Source organism: Pseudomonas sp. PDM21 (assembly GCF_014852505.2).
Taxonomy (GTDB): domain Bacteria; phylum Pseudomonadota; class Gammaproteobacteria; order Pseudomonadales; family Pseudomonadaceae; genus Pseudomonas.
In genome coordinates, this window is the sequence record NZ_CM181223.1 from 6,574,596 (window position 1) to 6,589,116 (window position 14,521).

At 64.3% G+C, this 14,521-nt stretch carries 14 protein-coding genes; 6 read left to right on the top strand and 8 right to left on the bottom strand.

All coding sequences use genetic code 11. The features are described 5' to 3' along the window. Positions 1 to 6: 6 nt before the first annotated feature. Positions 7 to 1,914, bottom strand: coding sequence for a sulfatase family protein (locus tag IB275_RS30290; RefSeq protein WP_225607722.1), 1,908 nt, complete (start codon positions 1,912 to 1,914; stop codon positions 7 to 9). An 18-nt stretch (positions 1,915 to 1,932) separates the two neighbouring features. Here IB275_RS30290 and IB275_RS30295 point away from each other — a divergent pair, with 18 nt between their 5' ends. Beyond that, on the top strand, positions 1,933 to 2,724 hold the full coding sequence (locus IB275_RS30295; RefSeq protein ID WP_192294559.1) for a 2OG-Fe(II) oxygenase: 792 nt from the start codon (positions 1,933 to 1,935) through the stop codon (positions 2,722 to 2,724). Between the two features lie 6 nt (positions 2,725 to 2,730). Here the strand turns inward: IB275_RS30295 and IB275_RS30300 are convergent, their stop codons facing one another. The 4 genes from IB275_RS30300 to IB275_RS30315 are packed head-to-tail and all read right to left on the bottom strand — an operon-like array spanning position 2,731 to position 7,307. After that, on the bottom strand, positions 2,731 to 3,888 hold the full coding sequence (locus IB275_RS30300; RefSeq protein WP_192294557.1) for an acyltransferase family protein: 1,158 nt from the start codon (positions 3,886 to 3,888) through the stop codon (positions 2,731 to 2,733). Positions 3,889 to 3,891: 3 nt separating this feature from the next. Beyond that, on the bottom strand, positions 3,892 to 5,715 hold the full coding sequence (locus IB275_RS30305) for a class I SAM-dependent methyltransferase (protein ID WP_225601794.1): 1,824 nt from the start codon (positions 5,713 to 5,715) through the stop codon (positions 3,892 to 3,894). Beyond that, positions 5,712 to 6,635, bottom strand: a complete 924-nt coding sequence (locus tag IB275_RS30310) for a glycosyltransferase family 2 protein (RefSeq protein WP_192294555.1) — start codon at positions 6,633 to 6,635, stop codon at positions 5,712 to 5,714. Before IB275_RS30310 ends, IB275_RS30305 begins: the two co-directional genes overlap by 4 nt. 15 nt (positions 6,636 to 6,650) lie before the next feature. Beyond that, a complete protein-coding gene (locus tag IB275_RS30315; protein ID WP_225601793.1) occupies positions 6,651 to 7,307 on the bottom strand; it encodes a sulfotransferase family protein in 657 nt (218 codons plus the stop codon). Between the two features lie 203 nt (positions 7,308 to 7,510). Between IB275_RS30315 and IB275_RS30320 the strand changes: the two genes are divergently transcribed. Next, a complete protein-coding gene (locus IB275_RS30320) occupies positions 7,511 to 8,266 on the top strand; it encodes an ABC transporter permease (RefSeq protein WP_192294551.1) in 756 nt (251 codons plus the stop codon). Between the two features lie 8 nt (positions 8,267 to 8,274). Next, entirely contained in the window at positions 8,275 to 9,045 is a 771-nt protein-coding gene (locus IB275_RS30325; protein ID WP_192294549.1) for an ABC transporter ATP-binding protein, read from the top strand. A gap of 11 nt (positions 9,046 to 9,056) precedes the next feature. Here the strand turns inward: IB275_RS30325 and IB275_RS30330 are convergent, their stop codons facing one another. Next, positions 9,057 to 10,817: a cation:proton antiporter gene (locus tag IB275_RS30330; protein ID WP_138213588.1), complete on the bottom strand. Its 1,761-nt coding sequence runs from the start codon at positions 10,815 to 10,817 to the stop codon at positions 9,057 to 9,059. Positions 10,818 to 11,076: 259 nt separating this feature from the next. Between IB275_RS30330 and IB275_RS30335 the strand changes: the two genes are divergently transcribed. The 3 genes from IB275_RS30335 to IB275_RS30345 all read left to right on the top strand — a co-directional run bounded on the left by IB275_RS30335 (position 11,077) and on the right by IB275_RS30345 (position 12,873). Next, a complete protein-coding gene (locus tag IB275_RS30335; RefSeq protein WP_192294547.1) occupies positions 11,077 to 11,961 on the top strand; it encodes a Tim44 domain-containing protein in 885 nt (294 codons plus the stop codon). A 194-nt stretch (positions 11,962 to 12,155) separates the two neighbouring features. Further along, a complete protein-coding gene (locus IB275_RS30340) occupies positions 12,156 to 12,557 on the top strand; it encodes an SMI1/KNR4 family protein (RefSeq protein ID WP_081519074.1) in 402 nt (133 codons plus the stop codon). Positions 12,558 to 12,660: 103 nt separating this feature from the next. After that, positions 12,661 to 12,873 (top strand): YgdI/YgdR family lipoprotein, encoded by a 213-nt coding sequence (locus IB275_RS30345; RefSeq protein ID WP_017521498.1) that lies wholly within the window; start codon positions 12,661 to 12,663, stop codon positions 12,871 to 12,873. Between the two features lie 8 nt (positions 12,874 to 12,881). On the opposite strand, the gene IB275_RS30350 is transcribed toward IB275_RS30345, so the two are convergent. Together IB275_RS30350 and IB275_RS30355 are read right to left on the bottom strand one after the other, a co-directional pair. Next, entirely contained in the window at positions 12,882 to 13,547 is a 666-nt protein-coding gene (locus tag IB275_RS30350; protein ID WP_192294540.1) for a GntR family transcriptional regulator, read from the bottom strand. A 74-nt stretch (positions 13,548 to 13,621) separates the two neighbouring features. Continuing rightward, positions 13,622 to 14,410, bottom strand: coding sequence for an SDR family NAD(P)-dependent oxidoreductase (locus IB275_RS30355; protein ID WP_192294538.1), 789 nt, complete (start codon positions 14,408 to 14,410; stop codon positions 13,622 to 13,624). Positions 14,411 to 14,521: the final 111 nt, after the last annotated feature.

The window sequence follows — 14,521 nt, forward strand, 5'->3', positions numbered from 1 at the left end:
GTCCCGTCAGCGAGCGGCGGTGCTGGCCGGGCAGATCGTCGCCTGCATGTCGTCCAGGCCGTAGCCATCGAGCTGCGGCAGCATGAACTTGTCCACCAGCAGAGGCTTGGCGATCCGGCCGGCGAAACGATCCCCTCCGTTGGCCGAAGCCCCGATGTAGGTCGGGTGCGCCAGCGGCTCGGCGGTTTCCGGCCGCGGCATCGGCTCCTGGGATTGCAGGATGACCTTGCCGTTCAGGTAGACCGTCAGCGCGCCCTTTTCCGGCCCCGGGAAGGGGAATTTCGAATAGGGCTTCACGTTGAAGCTGGCCACCAGGGCATTGCACTGGCCCTCCAGCGCCACAGGCTCGCTCTGCAGGCGCAGCGGGCCACGCCACACTTCCACACGCCCCTTGTCGATGGCCATGCCCCATAGCCCTTCCTGCTCGACCAGGACCTGCCGCGCGCCCTCTACCCGCGCCTTGCCCAAGCCCAGCCCCAGGCTGTAGGCACCGTGGACCGGCGCGCGCTGGTAGTCGCGGCCGCTGAGGAAGGCAGGCTTCCTGCCGGCGGCGGGATGCCAGGTCAATGGGACCGGTCGGTACTTCTGCTCCCAGCCGCGCAACAGGTTCATCGCCTCGTCGCGGCCAATCGGCTGGAAGTCCTCGGTCTTGGGTGCGCTCACCCCGATGGGGCCGGTCACCGGATGACTCTCCAGCTTGCCCAGCGTAGGCCGGTAGAAGAGGCCGCGGTCGGTCAGGTGGCCGCCGTAAGTCATGCCCCAGGTCATCACATCGGCCGCCCAGTAGAGCGCATCGACCTTGGGCAACGGCTGGCCCTTGGCGATGTAGCTGGACAGATCGCGCCCGGTCAGCCCGCCCGGCGCCTTGCCGCCCACCATGCCGACCAGCGTCGGGTAGAGATCGGTGATGTGGCTGATGCCGGTCACGTCCGCATTGCCGCGATGGCCGGGCCAGAACACCAGCAGCGGCGTGCGCACGCCGCCTTCGAGGTAGGTCATCTTGGTTCCAGCCAACGGCCAATTACTGTCGCGGGCCAGGTTCGGGCTGCCGTTGTCGCTGGTGAAGACCACCAGGGTGTTGTCCAGCTGACCGCTGGCGCGCAGGCTGTCGAGCAGTCGGGAGACGTTGTTGTCGAGCTGCTTGAGTACCGCCAGGTACCGGCCTTCGTCAGTATCGGGAAACTGGCGGCGGAAGGCCTCCGCCGGCTGGAACGGGTGATGCGGCGAGAACAGCCAGAGGTTGATGAACCAGGGCTTGCCATCCTGCCGGCCCTGCTTGATCAGGTCGATGGCGCGGTCGGTAAGGATATCGTCCAGATGCCCCTGGTACTGCACCGGCGGGCCGTCGTTGGTTTCCAGCCAGGGGTTGATGAAGGTCGGCGGGCCGTTGACAAGCTTGCCGGTCTTGTCCGGCCCGTGCAGGACGAAGTGGTTGAGCATGCCGAACCAGTCATCGAAGCCGTGGTGGTTGGGGCGGATCTGCAGGTATTCGATAGCCTCGCCAACGTGCCACTTGCCAATGTGATGGGTGCTGTAGCCCAACCCCTTCAGGGATTCGGGCAATGTCTGCAGGTCCGGCGACAGACCCAGGCCGTTGGGCTCGAAACCGATGCTGACCGGCGCGCGCCCCGTGATCAGCGCCGCACGGCTGACCGAGCAGGTGCTGTCGGTATAGTGCTCGCGAAAGCGCAGCGATTCGCGGCTGAGCTGGTCCAGGGTCGGCGTGGGCGCCTTGCCGTCACCCCAGGTGCCGATATCGTTGACGCCGAGGTCGTCGGTCAGGATGAACAGGATGTTCGGTTTCGCGCCTTGATCCTGAGCATTGCTCACAGGGACCATGGCAAGCAGAATCAGCCAGGCAATGGCTAGTCGGGTCGTGAGCGCAGCTGCCGCTCGCGTGGAAAAGAACAACATTCAGTGAATTCCCGAAAAATGCTTAAGAATCTCTTCACCCCAAAGAGCAACGGCGAAGTCAGCGCCCCATCCGATGGGCTGCTGCTGGACTATTGCGCCCTGACCGCCAAGGTCGCCGGCCAGGCACCGAACTATGCCGGCAATGCCCCCTTCCCGCATATCGTCATCGACGACTTTCTGCCTCCATCGACCTTTTCGCGGCTGCTTCAAGAGTATCCGCACGATCAGAACGATCCGCTGTGGAACAACGCCACGCACACCGACAAGGCCAGTGGCGAATACGTGCAGAAGGACAAGCGCAACATCCGCGATCCGCTGCGCATGCCTCCGACCTACCGCCAGTTGTTCTGGGAGCTCAACTCCCATGCCTTCCTCGACTACCTGGCACAGCTGACCGGCATCCCCAACCTGATCCCCGACCCCAACCTGCGCGGCGCGGGGATTCACCAGATTTCCCGTGGCGGCTTCCTCAAGGTGCATACCGACTTCGCCACCCACCGCGACTTCGGCCTGGATCGCCGGATCAACGTACTCATCTACCTGAACGAGGAGTGGCCCGAAAGCTACGGCGGCCATCTCGAACTGTGGGACACGGAGATGGCCGGCCCTCCACTTCGCGTCCTGCCGATCGCCAACCGCTGCGTGGTGTTCAGCACGACGTCCAGCTCCTTCCACGGTCATCCGCATCCGCTGACCTGCCCCGATGACGTCTACCGCCGTTCCCTGGCCTTGTACTACTACACCAATGGCCGCCCGGCAGGTGAAGCGCAACCCGGCTTCGCGACCCACTGGCGCGACGTCCCGGTCTGACCGGCGTCAGGCGTCGGCGGCACGGCGCGCCCAGGGGGCGCGCCCGGAGTAGGTCGCCAGGCGGGACTTCAGGCGCAGGAAGGGCATTTCCACCAGGCGATAGCTCACCCAGGCCAGAGCCCAGGACAGCGCAAGGCTGGCGACAATGCGCAGCAGATAGGCGTCGGAATTCGCATCCAGCGTCATGCCGGCGGCCTTCAGTGGGTACAGACAGTAGAACTGCACCGGGACGTGAATCAGGTAGAGCGAGTAGGAGATGCGCCCGAAATGGTCCATCAGGGGATTGGCCAACAGCGCCTTGGCCCGCCAGCTCAGGGCCAGCAATGCGAGCATCACTCCGCCCCAGAGCACTGATTCGATGTTGTGGTACATCGGCAAGGTCTGCAGGGCATTGCGCTCCCCGCTCAGGGAGAACCACAGCCACAGGCGGCCCAGGCCCAGCAGGCAGCCGGCCAGCAGCACGGTGCAGACCAGCGCACGTTTGCGCAACCAGTCATAGCCACGGCCGAGGCTGATCCCGGCGCAGACCGCGCCGACGAGAAACGCACCGGCCCGGCCGAACAGCGAGTTCTCCCAGAAGTTACTCGGCGATAGCCACCCCGGCGAGTGGAACAGGTAGACGTGCGCCATCGCCCACGCCAGCAGGGCGCCGGCGACCAGCCAGCGCCCAACACGATAGCGCAGCAGCCACATCGCCCAGGGCAGCAGCAGGTAGAACTGGATCTCGGTGCACAGCGACCACCAGGGCACGCTGAACGGGAAGGCCTGGAAGCCGATCGGTATGAACAGCAGAGCCTTGAGGGCCGCCGCCTTCTGCGTCATGAACCAGGCCAGCAACACCGCTGAATAGTAGAGCGGCACAATGCGGAAGAAGCGCGCCGTGTAGAAGCGCTGGGTACTCACCTGCTGGCCATCGCGCAGCCCCTGCAGGAAGGGTCGCGACAGCAGGAAGCCACTGAGCACGAAGAACAGCGTGACGCCGGTATTGCCCCCGCCGAGCAGCGTCGCCCACAGTGGGTTGTCCGTACGCTCGGCCAGGGCGAGGATGCCGAAGTAATGGAAGCCGACCACCAGCAGGATTGCCCAGCCACGCAGGGATTCCAGCTCAGGCAGGTAGCTGGCCGGTTGGCGCAGCGCCGCCCGGACTTCGGCAGCCTCGCTCACCACTCAGGTGGCCGGCTGCTGCTGCGGCTGGCCCTGGGTCAGGCGCTTGAGCTTGCGGGTGTTTTCCAGGTGTTTGCTGGCGTGAACGTAGAAGGATCGCAGGCCAGCACCTTCGTCAGCCTTGGCATCTTCGAACAGCAGCTTGAGCAGCGGATGGTCGTTGCTGCGATCGCCACCAGGCTTGCGCAGTACGCCCAGGCCGAAGCCGTGGTTGAAGGTGAACGTCTCGTGCTGACCGCGGGTCTCGTCCCAGAACTTCCAGGCACCGAAGTCCTGCAGGCGGGCCATGACGTCATGGAACAGGATGATGCCGCCCGGCTTCACCTTCGGATACCAGTTGGCGAAGTCGGCGCTCACCGCCTCGTAGGTATGGAAACCATCAATGTGCAGCAGCTCGATGCTGTCGTCGTCGAAGTGCTTGAGCGCGTCCTCGAAGAACATACGCATCAGGTAGGAAAAGCCGTGGTAGTGCTGGCGGTTGTGGTTGTTGACCGCGTTGAACACCGATTCGTCGTACTTGTCGGTGTGGGCGTCGCCCTCGAAGGTGTCCACGGCATAGCAGACACCATCGATATCGTTCTCCTTCATCGCCTGGCAGAAGGTGAAGTAGGACAGGCCCTTGTGCGTACCCAGCTCCACGAGCAGCTTGGGCCGCAGCGCGGTCACCAGGTCGTAGCCGAACGGCAGGTGGTCCACCCAGGTGCTGAAGACCATGTGCAGCGGCTCGAAATGCTTGATCGACGGGGGCATGTAGAGGGTCTTCATGATCTGGCCTTCTCCGGAAACGAATGGTCGAGGAGCGATGATCCGCACCGGTGTCTGCACCGGGGCTAGGCGGAATTCGGGTTTGAGCGCCTGGTCGGCGAACGGGTCTTCCTGACGTCCGGTGCAGCGTTGTACGCGGTCCATACCGCGCTGCACCGAACGTTCCAGATAGCGCAGGCTGGGCGCCTTCGCCTGACCGAGCAGGATCGGCTCTACCGTCGGCGAACGGAAAGGCTCGCCCAGTAGCTCACAAAGCTGTTCGCTCTGGCGCTTGAGCAGCTCCTCGCGGCCCTCCACCTCGGAGGTGGTGACGCCGCCGTGCAGCTGATGGAAAGACCCCTCGCCCACCAGCATCACCGACTGGGTGCGCGGGTGCATGGCGGCCTTGCGGTACAGATAGAGATTCAGTGCCCCGCCACCGGGCATGTCGAAGCGTTCATCGGCGCGGCCGATGTCACGGAACACCTGGGCGTTGATGAACAGACAGTTGCTTTCCATGAACGGGTGGAAATAGCCGTTCGGGTTGGCACCGCTCCAGCAGGAAATATCGAACAACCGATAGCCGTTTGCCGACTCCGGCCAGCCTATATCCGCCAGCAGTTGCTGCTCGGCCTCTTCGGAATAACCGTGGGTAAGGTGAAACTGTTGCTCGTTCTCCCCCAGGTGGTAACCAGGCACCACCACCATGGCGTCGGGCGTCATGCGGAAAGCCATCAGCGCGTACTTCACCACGCCCGGCGTGACCAGCCGTGCGCCGTCGATCATCAGCCCGATGAACCGGCCGCGCGCCTGGGCAACGCCAAAGTTGATTGCCGGCGCGGGTGACACACCCGCCTCATCGCGCAGGTAGTAGCGGAAGTTTCCGGGCAGCCGGGCAATGGCCTCGGCGTCCATGTTCCTCTGCGAGCGGTTCTCTACCAGGATGACTTCGTAGTCGTCGGCATCGACGCCCTGCTGGTAGTCCGGCGCAAGGCTGATCAAGGTGTTGAGTGCCTGGCGCGGCATGTCATAGGCGATGACGATGATCGACAGCAGCGGGCGCTTCTCATGGAACGCGGTCATACGGCTTGCACCCGGTTCAGCGAATGGTTGAGGAAGCGGAAGATGTGCGGGTGCGCGGAGCCCAGCAGGATCGGCCGCACGCTGGGCGGAGTGCGGTTGTCGCCGCGGATCTGCTTGTCCTGTTCATCGAGCAGCTTGTAGACCCGCTCGCGCTCCTCGCGCAACGTGCCGGTGGTCACGCCGCCGTGGAACTGGTGGAACGAACCTTCGCTGTAGAGCAGATAAAACGGCGTGTTCGGGTACTCCAGCAGGCGCTTGTAGAGGTCCAGGTTGGCGTTGCCGCCGCCGAAATCGTTGTAGCGGGGATTCACCCCGCCCAGCGCCTTCCATTTGCGCATCGACATACCGATGAAGTTGCTCTCGTAGTTGGCCTGGAAGAAACCGCCCTGGCAGGAACCGCTGAGCACCGCGATGTCGAACAGGCGATAACCGTTGCTCGGCCACTCGATGCTCTGCAGCAGCACCTGCTCGGCGTCTTCGTTGTAGCCCTCGTTCACCGCCACCTGCTGCAGCTTGTGACCGATGTGGTAACCAGGCACCGAGACTGCCGCTTCCGCATCGAGACGGAAAGCATCCAGCGCATGGCGGAGCACGCCGGGCGAGAGCATGCGCGCGCCGTCGATCATGATCGCGACGTGACTGCCACGGGCCTGGGCCGCGCCGAAGTTGATAGCGTGCACCGGCGTGCGTTCGGTTTCATTGCGGTGGAAATAGCGCACGTTGCCCGCGTGCCGGGTGGCGCGCTCGCGGCCCAGCAGACGGTCGGAATGGTTCTCGACGACTATGACTTCATAGTCGCGCTCGTTTACGCCGTGCTGGTAGGCAGGGCTGAGCGATTGCAGCGTCTTGTCAGCCTGCTCCGGCATCTTGTAGACGATGACCACGACGCTCAGGCGCGGCGTGCGGCGAAAGATGGGCATGACACAACCCCCGGATCAGTCTGCGATGGCCTTGAGAGCCTGGTACATGGCATCCAGCTCGGGCGCGAGGTCCTCGTCGCCGTGCCGGTGATGTTTGAGTTCGGAACTGAAGAAGCGCTCCGCCGCCGGAGGCTGCAGGCCGAACCTGCGCAGCACGTCGTCGAGCTGCCGGTGCAGGCTGTCCTCATCCTGATCGAAGCACAGCACCGGGAATTTCACCCGGCTGTGCAGTTCGAGCAGGCGGCTGTTGTAAGCCTTCCACAGGCCCAGCGCCTGCTCGCGCGGCATGCCGCCACGAGCCTGGAGGGAATCGGCGACCGCCGAAGGGTGGCGGAAGATGCCGACGAAACGCAGGTTGGGGATCAGCTCCTGCCAGCCTTCGACGGCCAGCAGCGCGCGCGGGTCCTTGAAACCCCAGCGCTTCACACCGTCATAACCGCCGATCAGCTCGCGGGCAGCGGCGTATTCGCTCTCGGTCCAGACCGGCGCCACGCTGGGCGGGTTGTCCCAGGCATGTCCCCGGGCGGCGAGCATCGCATCGTGGAACGCGACGATATCGCCATTCTCGCGGTTGCCCTTGAGGTTATGGGGGTTCCAGGTGCTGTGCTTGCCCAGTTCCAGGCCGGACTCCTGCAGGGAGCCGGTGAGGAAACTGGTGCCGCTGCGGTGCATGCCGACCACCATGAGAACCAGGTCTTCCGGGGGCTGGGGGGCTTTTCGGGAGGTTCCGAACAAGACATCAAATAGGCGCATACCAGCTCTTTTTTCTTATGTTTGGGCGATGATCCGCACAGATTGCGCCGCAATCGGCACGCAGGCTTGCTGCGACGCATTGTGTTTAAATACCCCACCCTTTTCAATCCAACAAGAACGACATGAAGCACAGGGACATCATTCTTTACGGCGTTTACAGCGACCTGCGCACCGAAGTGGCGCGGCGTTTCCTCGGATTTCTCTGGTGGATCCTCGAGCCCGTGATGTACATGGGCGCGTTCTATATCGTCTTCGGTCTGGCACTGGGCCACAGCCGTCCAGGCTATGTACCGCTACTGCTCAGCGGCATGGTCGCCTGGAAATGGTTCGACGGCTCGGTGCGCCAGGCCAGTAACGCCATCCAGGCCAACGCCGGGCTGATCCAGCAGATCCATGTGCCAAAATACGTGTTCGCGCTGATCCCGGTGCTGAGCAACACCTTCAAGTTCCTGATCATCCTGACGCTGCTGATCCTGTCGCTGCTGGTCGCCGGCTACCGCCCCTCGCTGGAATGGCTGGCGCTGCCGGTGCTGATCCTCAACCAGTTGCTGTTCATCATCGGTTTCGGCTTCCTGCTCGCCGCAGTGCTGCCCTTCGTGCCGGACCTGCGCCAGGTGGTGGACAACTTCCTGATGCTGATGATGTTCATGTCCGGCGTGTTCTTCAGCATCCATGAGATTCCCGCCTCCATGGCGCCGCTGCTGAATCTCAACCCGATGACGGTAATGATTACGGCATTCCGCGACGTGCTGCTGCACAACCAGTGGCCGGCGTGGGGCGAGCAGTTCTACGTACTGTCGGTCGCGGTCCCGTTACTGCTTGTGGCGCTGTGGGTCATGCACCGCAACGAGCGCAAGTACCCCAAGCTGCTGTTCTGAGGTGATGCATGTCCGGTGACCTGATTCTCCAGGCCGAGCACGTCGGCCTGTCCTACCGGCAGCGGGTCGGTATGCTGCGTTACGAATCGTTCTGGGCCTTGCAGGACGTCAGTTTCGAACTCTACGAGGGCGAGACCCTCGGGGTGATCGGCAACAACGGCGCGGGCAAGAGCACACTGCTTCGGATGATTGCCGGCATCGTCGATCCCGACCGCGGCACACTGCGGCGCAGCAAGCCGCTCAGTGCCAGCCTGCTGGCGCTGAACGTCGGCTTCAAGCCGGACCTGTCCGGGCGCGACAATGTGGTCATCAGCGGTCTGCTGCTGGGCATGAGGCTCACCGACATCCGCCGGCAGATGGACGACATCCGCGAGTTCAGCGAACTGGGCGACTTCTTCGAACGCCCCGTGGGCACTTACTCGACCGGTATGCGCGCCCGCCTGGGCTTCGCGGTGGCCATCCATGCCGACCCGGATATCCTGCTGATCGACGAAGTGCTGGGCGTAGGTGACCAGACCTTCCGCGAAAAGTCCCACGCCGCCATGCGCAGCAAGATCAAGCAAGGCAAGACCGTGATTCTGGTTTCCCACAGCATGGAAGCGATCCGCGAGCTATGCCATCGCGTGCTGTGGATCGAGCGCGGCAAGTCGATCATCTGCAGCGACTCGGAAACCGTGATCAGCGGCTATCACGAAACCGTGCGCCAGGCCGTACGCGAGATGCACAAGGCCGAGCGCGAGCGCAAGGCTTCCCAGAGCGTCCTCGAAATCCAGCAATGAAGCCGGCAGGCTCAGTGATGCCCGCCGCCGTTCTGCTCAAAGGTCTCGATCAGCGCCACCTGCATCCGCGAATGCACGCGGATGAACCAGCGCCAGAACACCGCGATCACCAATCCTGCGATCAGCGCCACCACCACCAGCAGCTCGCCCGGCGGCAGGATGCTCGAACTGAGCGCCGCCAGCAGCAGCATCATGCCGCCCAGCGACAGCAGCGGGATCAGCTCGGAAATCACCCGGCGCACGCGGGCCGTGTGGCGCCCGGCGCTCTCCGCCTTCACGCCCATCTCCGCCAGCAGCATCGCCAGCGCCTTGAGCTTGCGGTAGGCGGCGATCAGGAACGGCAGTGACAGCAACAGCGCGGCGCCCCAGATCAGCGCCTTGTGCAGCGCCTCGTGCTCGACGAACTGCGCCAGCCACTGCGACAGGCGATCGGCGAAGAACGCCAGGCCGAAGAAGATCGCGATCACCAGGGTCAGGTTGACCCCGACCTGCAGCAGGATGCGCCGGATCATCCCGGCGAGGATTGCCTTGTCGCCGCGTGGCTTGATGCTGCGCAGCCACTCACCGTACAGGCTGAACACGCGCACCATGGGCGATGGCAGGCTGCGGCCCAGGTACAGCGCCAGCGGGTCGGCCGAGCGGATCAGGTAGGGCGTCAGCAGCGTGGTGATGGCCGACACGCCGACCACCACCGGATAGAGGAAGTCGCTGGTCACGCCCAGGCTCATGCCCAGCGCGGCGATGATGAAGGAGAACTCGCCGATCTGCGAAAGGCCCATGCCCACGCGCATCGAGGTGCGCCCGTCGTTGCCGGCGATGAAGGCGCCAGCGCCGCAGGACACCAGCTTGCCGGCGACCACCACCAGGGTGATCACCAGGATCGGCGCGGCGTAGTCCACCAGTACCTTGGGGTCGATGGTCAGGCCGATGGCGACGAAGAAGATCGCGCTGAACATGTCGCGCACCGGCTCCATCAGGCGTTCGATCTGGATCAGCTGGCGCGACTCGGCCATGATCGCGCCGATCAGGAAGGCGCCCAGTATCATGCTGTACTCCAGCTTCACCACCAGCAGGCAGAAGCCGAAGCACAGGCCCAGCACCGTCACCAGCAGCATCTCGTTGCTTTCGAACTTCGCCACATAGGCCAGCAGGCGCGGCACCAGCAGGATGCCGACGACCAGCGCGACGACCATGAACAGGCTGAGCTTGCCGACCGTGGAGAACACCTGGTCGGCCTCCACCGTGCCGCTCACGGCGATGCCGGAGAACAGCGCGATGATGCCGATGCCGAGGATGTCCTCGATGATCAGCACGCCGAAGATCAGCTGGGCGAAGCGCTCGTTCTTCATCTTCAGGTCGCCCAGGACCTTGATGATGATGGTGGTGGAGGACATCGCCAGGATCGCGCCGAGGAACAGCGAATCCATGGTGCTCCAGTCGAACAGGCGGCCGATCTCGAAGCCGGCCCAGATCATCAGGGTGATCTCCAGGAACGCGGCGATGAACGCCGTGGCGCCGACCTGGAACAGCTTGCGCAGGGAAAACTCCAGCCCCAGGCAGAACATCAGGAAGATCACCCCCAGCTCGGCGAGGGTCTTGATCGTTTCCTCGTCGTGCACCAGGGCGAACGGCGGAGTGTGCGGGCCGATGATCACCCCGGCGATGATGTAGCCCAGCACCACCGGCTGCTTGAAGCGGTGGCAGAGAATGGTGACGAAACCGGCGATCAGCATGATCACCGCGAGGTCCTGGATGAAGTCGATGGCATGCATGGTCGGCGGTCCTCGCGGCGGGCTGGTCAGGGGGATCGCGCGGCTGACGGCCTCGCTCAGCGAAGCCTACCATCCGAGTCCTCCGACAGGCGGCTCTGAAAGAATCAGTAACAGACTGATTTGGAAAGGGATTCATCAGGCCCCATATCAGGGGGCGAGCCCACGCAGGGCAACAGCACGAAACAAAATCCGGCTGGCCCTCACGGGCACCCACCGGCAACATGACGTGCGTCGTATACCAACCAAGAGAATGACAACCATGAAGCGCTTTCTCAGCCTTGCCATGGCCTTCTGTGTCGCCGTGACGCTCAGCCTCGACGTCAACGCCGCCAAGCGTTTCGGTGGTGGCAAGAGCATGGGCTCGGCGCCAAGCCACCAGACCCGCCAGGCGCAACCCAATGCCGCCCCCAACTCCCCGACTGCCGCAGGTCCTGCCGCGGCCGGTGCCGCCGCAGGCGCTGCCGGCGCCGCCGCTAAGAGCGGCGCTTCGCGCTGGCTCGGCCCGCTGGCCGGCCTCGCCGCCGGCGGCCTGCTCGCCTCCATGTTCATGGGCGACGGCTTCCAGGGCATGCAGTTCCTCGACATCCTGATCATCGCGCTGATCGCGTTCATCGCCTTCCGCTTCATCGCCTCCCGTCGCCGCCAGCAGCAGGGCAACCAGCCCGCCATGGCCGGTGGACATGCGCCGATGCAGCGTGAAATGCCGGCCGCCCCGCCGTCGATCTTCGGTGGTGCCTCCCGTCCGGTGATGGACAGCCGCCCGGTGATCAACGCGCCGAGCTGGTTCGACGAGACCCGTTTCGTCGCCGCCGCCCGCGAGCACTTCATGTCCCTGCAACAGCACTGGGACGCCAACGAGATGGACAAGATCGCCGAGTTCGTCACCCCGCAGATGCTGCAGTTCCTCAAGCAGGAGCGCGCTGACCTGGGCGAGGGCTACCAGTCCACCTACATCGACAACCTCGACGTGCAGCTCGAAGGCGTGGACGACCAGGCCGAGAAGACCATCGCCACCCTGACCTTCAGCGGCGTGTCGAAGTCCTCGCGCTTCGACCAGGGCGAGCCCTTCAGCGAAAGCTGGCGCATGGAGCGCCCGCAGGGCGAGAACCAGCCCTGGCTGGTGGCGGGCATCCGTCAGAACTGATCCTGCGCGCAACACTGAAAAAGCCCGGCAATCGCCGGGCTTTTTCGTTTCCGTCGCCCGCCTCGGCAATCCGGCACGGCACTCCCCGCGGGCCCGCCGCTCGTCCGGACGGTGCACGCACAGTGGTCTTGCGCGGATGGCCGGCTACTACTGTATAAAGCGCGCCATCCGTCGAATTCAAAGAGGCCCCGCCTGTGGAAGATGTGATCGAGAAACTGCGTGAAGCGAACGAGCCGGTTCCGGTACCGCTGGAACTGCCCGACGAAGAACTGCTCGTGGAGATCGAAGAAGCCCTGCTGATCGGCATTCCGTCGGAATTCCGTGAGTTCCTCCTGCTGGTCAGCGACGTGATCTACGGGCGCCTGGAGCCGGTCACCGTGGCCGATCCGCAGTCCCACACCTACCTGCCAGAAGTGGCCGCCGTGGCCTGGGCCAGTGGCCTGCCGCGCGAGCTGATTCCGCTCTGCGCCGATGGTGATGACTACTACGCTGTCGCCGAAGACGGCGAGGTGATTCTCTGGGCCGACGGCGAGCTCACCGAAGAGACCTGGGACTCCGTCTGGACCTGGGCACGCGACGTATGGCTGGATACTTGAAGCCCGGTGTCGGAATTTCCTGAAACTTCCATGGTCACACAGGCAACCCAGCGTACCTCCAGCCCTTGCTGCCCGGGCGGGTACGATGCCCCGTGGAGAAACTATGAAGTTGAAAGCCTTGTTCACCTGCCTGTTGCTGCTCGGCCTCGCCGGATGCGCCGACAAGGCCGTGGTGACGCTGCAGGACGGCAGCGAAATCCTGGTGAAGGATCACTCCGACTACGACAAATACAATGACTACTACGAATTCGAACAGCTCAACGGCGAGACGATCCTGATCAAGAAGGACAACGTCCGCTTCATCAAGACCCCGTGAAGGGCGCCCTAGCGCGCCCCGAGCCTTCCCCCGCTTTCCAGCTCAAGCAGGTTGAGCAGGTACTGGCCACAGTAGCCCAGGTCCTGTTCGATGGCTTTGCGCGCGCCTGCGCCATCGCCACGCTCCAGCGCCTGCAGGGTGTCTTCGTGGAAGTCGTTCAGGCGCAGCGACAGGTCGGCCTCGGTGAACAACCGGTTGAAGAAGGGCCCGACCTGCAGCCACAGCGCCTCGATCATGCGCAGCAGCGTGGGATTGCCGCAGGCACGGTAGAGCGTCAGGTGGAACCGGCTGTTGGCCTCCAGGTAGCCGTGGACGTCGCGGGCCTTCAGCGCAATTTCCATGCGCTCGGTGCAATCGCGCAGTACCGCCATGTCGGCGGGCTTCAGGTGCCTGGCCGCGTCTTCCACCGCCAGTCCCTCCAGGGATTGCCGTACCTGCAGGATCTGCAGGTAGCGCTCGCGGGTCATCACCGGCACTCGCAGCGAGCGCTGCGGCTCGCCCTCCAGCGCGCCCTCGGCCACCAGCCGTTGCAGGGCCGCGCGCACCGGCATCGGGCTGGTGCCCCACTCATCGGCCAGGTCGCGGATCTTGAGCCGCTCGCCGGGCTGGAAGCGCCCGCTCAGCAAGGCCTGGCGCAGGTTCTGGTACAGCTGTTCCTGAAGGTTGTCGGCCATCGTGACTCACTCCCGGCCGGCCGGCGGCGCCGGTAATTGGGCGAAGGTCAGGCTGCAGTCGTGCTTCATCTTGCTTATCCCTTGTTCTCGATCAGACAGTTGCCGCCATCCACCACCAGCACTTCGCCGGTGATGTAGCTGGCTTCGGGCGAGGCCAGGAAGGCGATGGCGGCCGCCACCTCCTCCGGTCGCCCGGAACGGCCGAGCGGCGTGCGCCGTCCGGCCTGGATTTCTTCCTCGCTGCTGGAGCCGGTGGCGATCCAGCCCGGCGCCACGCTGTTCACCGTCACCCCGCGATGCGCCACTTCCAGCGCCAGCCCCATGCTCATGCCGAGCATCCCGGCCTTGGCCGCGCTGTAGGCCGACTCGCCCGGATTGCTGGCACGCACGCCGGTAGTAGAGCTGACATTGACGATGCGTCCGTAGCCGCGCTCCAGCATCCCCGGCAGCAGCGCGCGGGTGAGCAGGAAGGCGCTGGTCAGGTTGCGCGCCAACGACAGGTTCCACGTCGCCAGGTCCATCGCCGCCAGCTCGGCGAAGGGCTCCGGGCTGCCCTGCATGGCCATGCCGGCGTTGTTCACCAGCACGTCTACGCTTCCCCATTGCCCCTGCGCCCATTCAGCCAGGGCGCAGACGTCGTCCTCGCAGGTCAGGTCGGCGGGCCGCGCGCGGGCCTCGAAGCCCTCGGCGCAAAGCTCCTGCGCCCGCAGCAGAACGCGCTCGCTGCTGGCGGTGAGCAGCAGTTTCACGCCATTGCGCGCCAGCCGGCGGGCACTGGCGAAGCCGATGCCGGACTCGCTGCCGGCACCGCTGATCAGGGCGATCTGGCCGGCCCAGGCGGACTCATTCGTAGCATCGTTCATGGGCACCTTCTTGATCTGTGATCACAGAATTCGTTACAGGGCAGGTTATCAGGCAGCCGACGCGCTGTATTGACATTTTTGTGATCACAAATGGAAGATGTGCGAAATAAC

Coding starts and splice junctions, on each gene's coding strand:
- IB275_RS30355 (WP_192294538.1), bottom strand. CDS start 14,410: ATGAACGATGCTACGAATGAGTCCGCCTGGGCCGGCCAGATCGCCCTG.
- IB275_RS30335 (WP_192294547.1), top strand. CDS start 11,077: ATGAAGCGCTTTCTCAGCCTTGCCATGGCCTTCTGTGTCGCCGTGACG.
- IB275_RS30295 (WP_192294559.1), top strand. CDS start 1,933: ATGCTTAAGAATCTCTTCACCCCAAAGAGCAACGGCGAAGTCAGCGCC.
- IB275_RS30315 (WP_225601793.1), bottom strand. CDS start 7,307: ATGCACCGCAGCGGCACCAGTTTCCTCACCGGCTCCCTGCAGGAGTCC.
- IB275_RS30350 (WP_192294540.1), bottom strand. CDS start 13,547: ATGGCCGACAACCTTCAGGAACAGCTGTACCAGAACCTGCGCCAGGCC.
- IB275_RS30320 (WP_192294551.1), top strand. CDS start 7,511: ATGAAGCACAGGGACATCATTCTTTACGGCGTTTACAGCGACCTGCGC.
- IB275_RS30325 (WP_192294549.1), top strand. CDS start 8,275: ATGTCCGGTGACCTGATTCTCCAGGCCGAGCACGTCGGCCTGTCCTAC.
- IB275_RS30330 (WP_138213588.1), bottom strand. CDS start 10,817: ATGCATGCCATCGACTTCATCCAGGACCTCGCGGTGATCATGCTGATC.
- IB275_RS30310 (WP_192294555.1), bottom strand. CDS start 6,635: ATGCCCATCTTTCGCCGCACGCCGCGCCTGAGCGTCGTGGTCATCGTC.
- IB275_RS30345 (WP_017521498.1), top strand. CDS start 12,661: ATGAAGTTGAAAGCCTTGTTCACCTGCCTGTTGCTGCTCGGCCTCGCC.
- IB275_RS30305 (WP_225601794.1), bottom strand. CDS start 5,715: ATGACCGCGTTCCATGAGAAGCGCCCGCTGCTGTCGATCATCGTCATC.
- IB275_RS30290 (WP_225607722.1), bottom strand. CDS start 1,914: ATGTTGTTCTTTTCCACGCGAGCGGCAGCTGCGCTCACGACCCGACTA.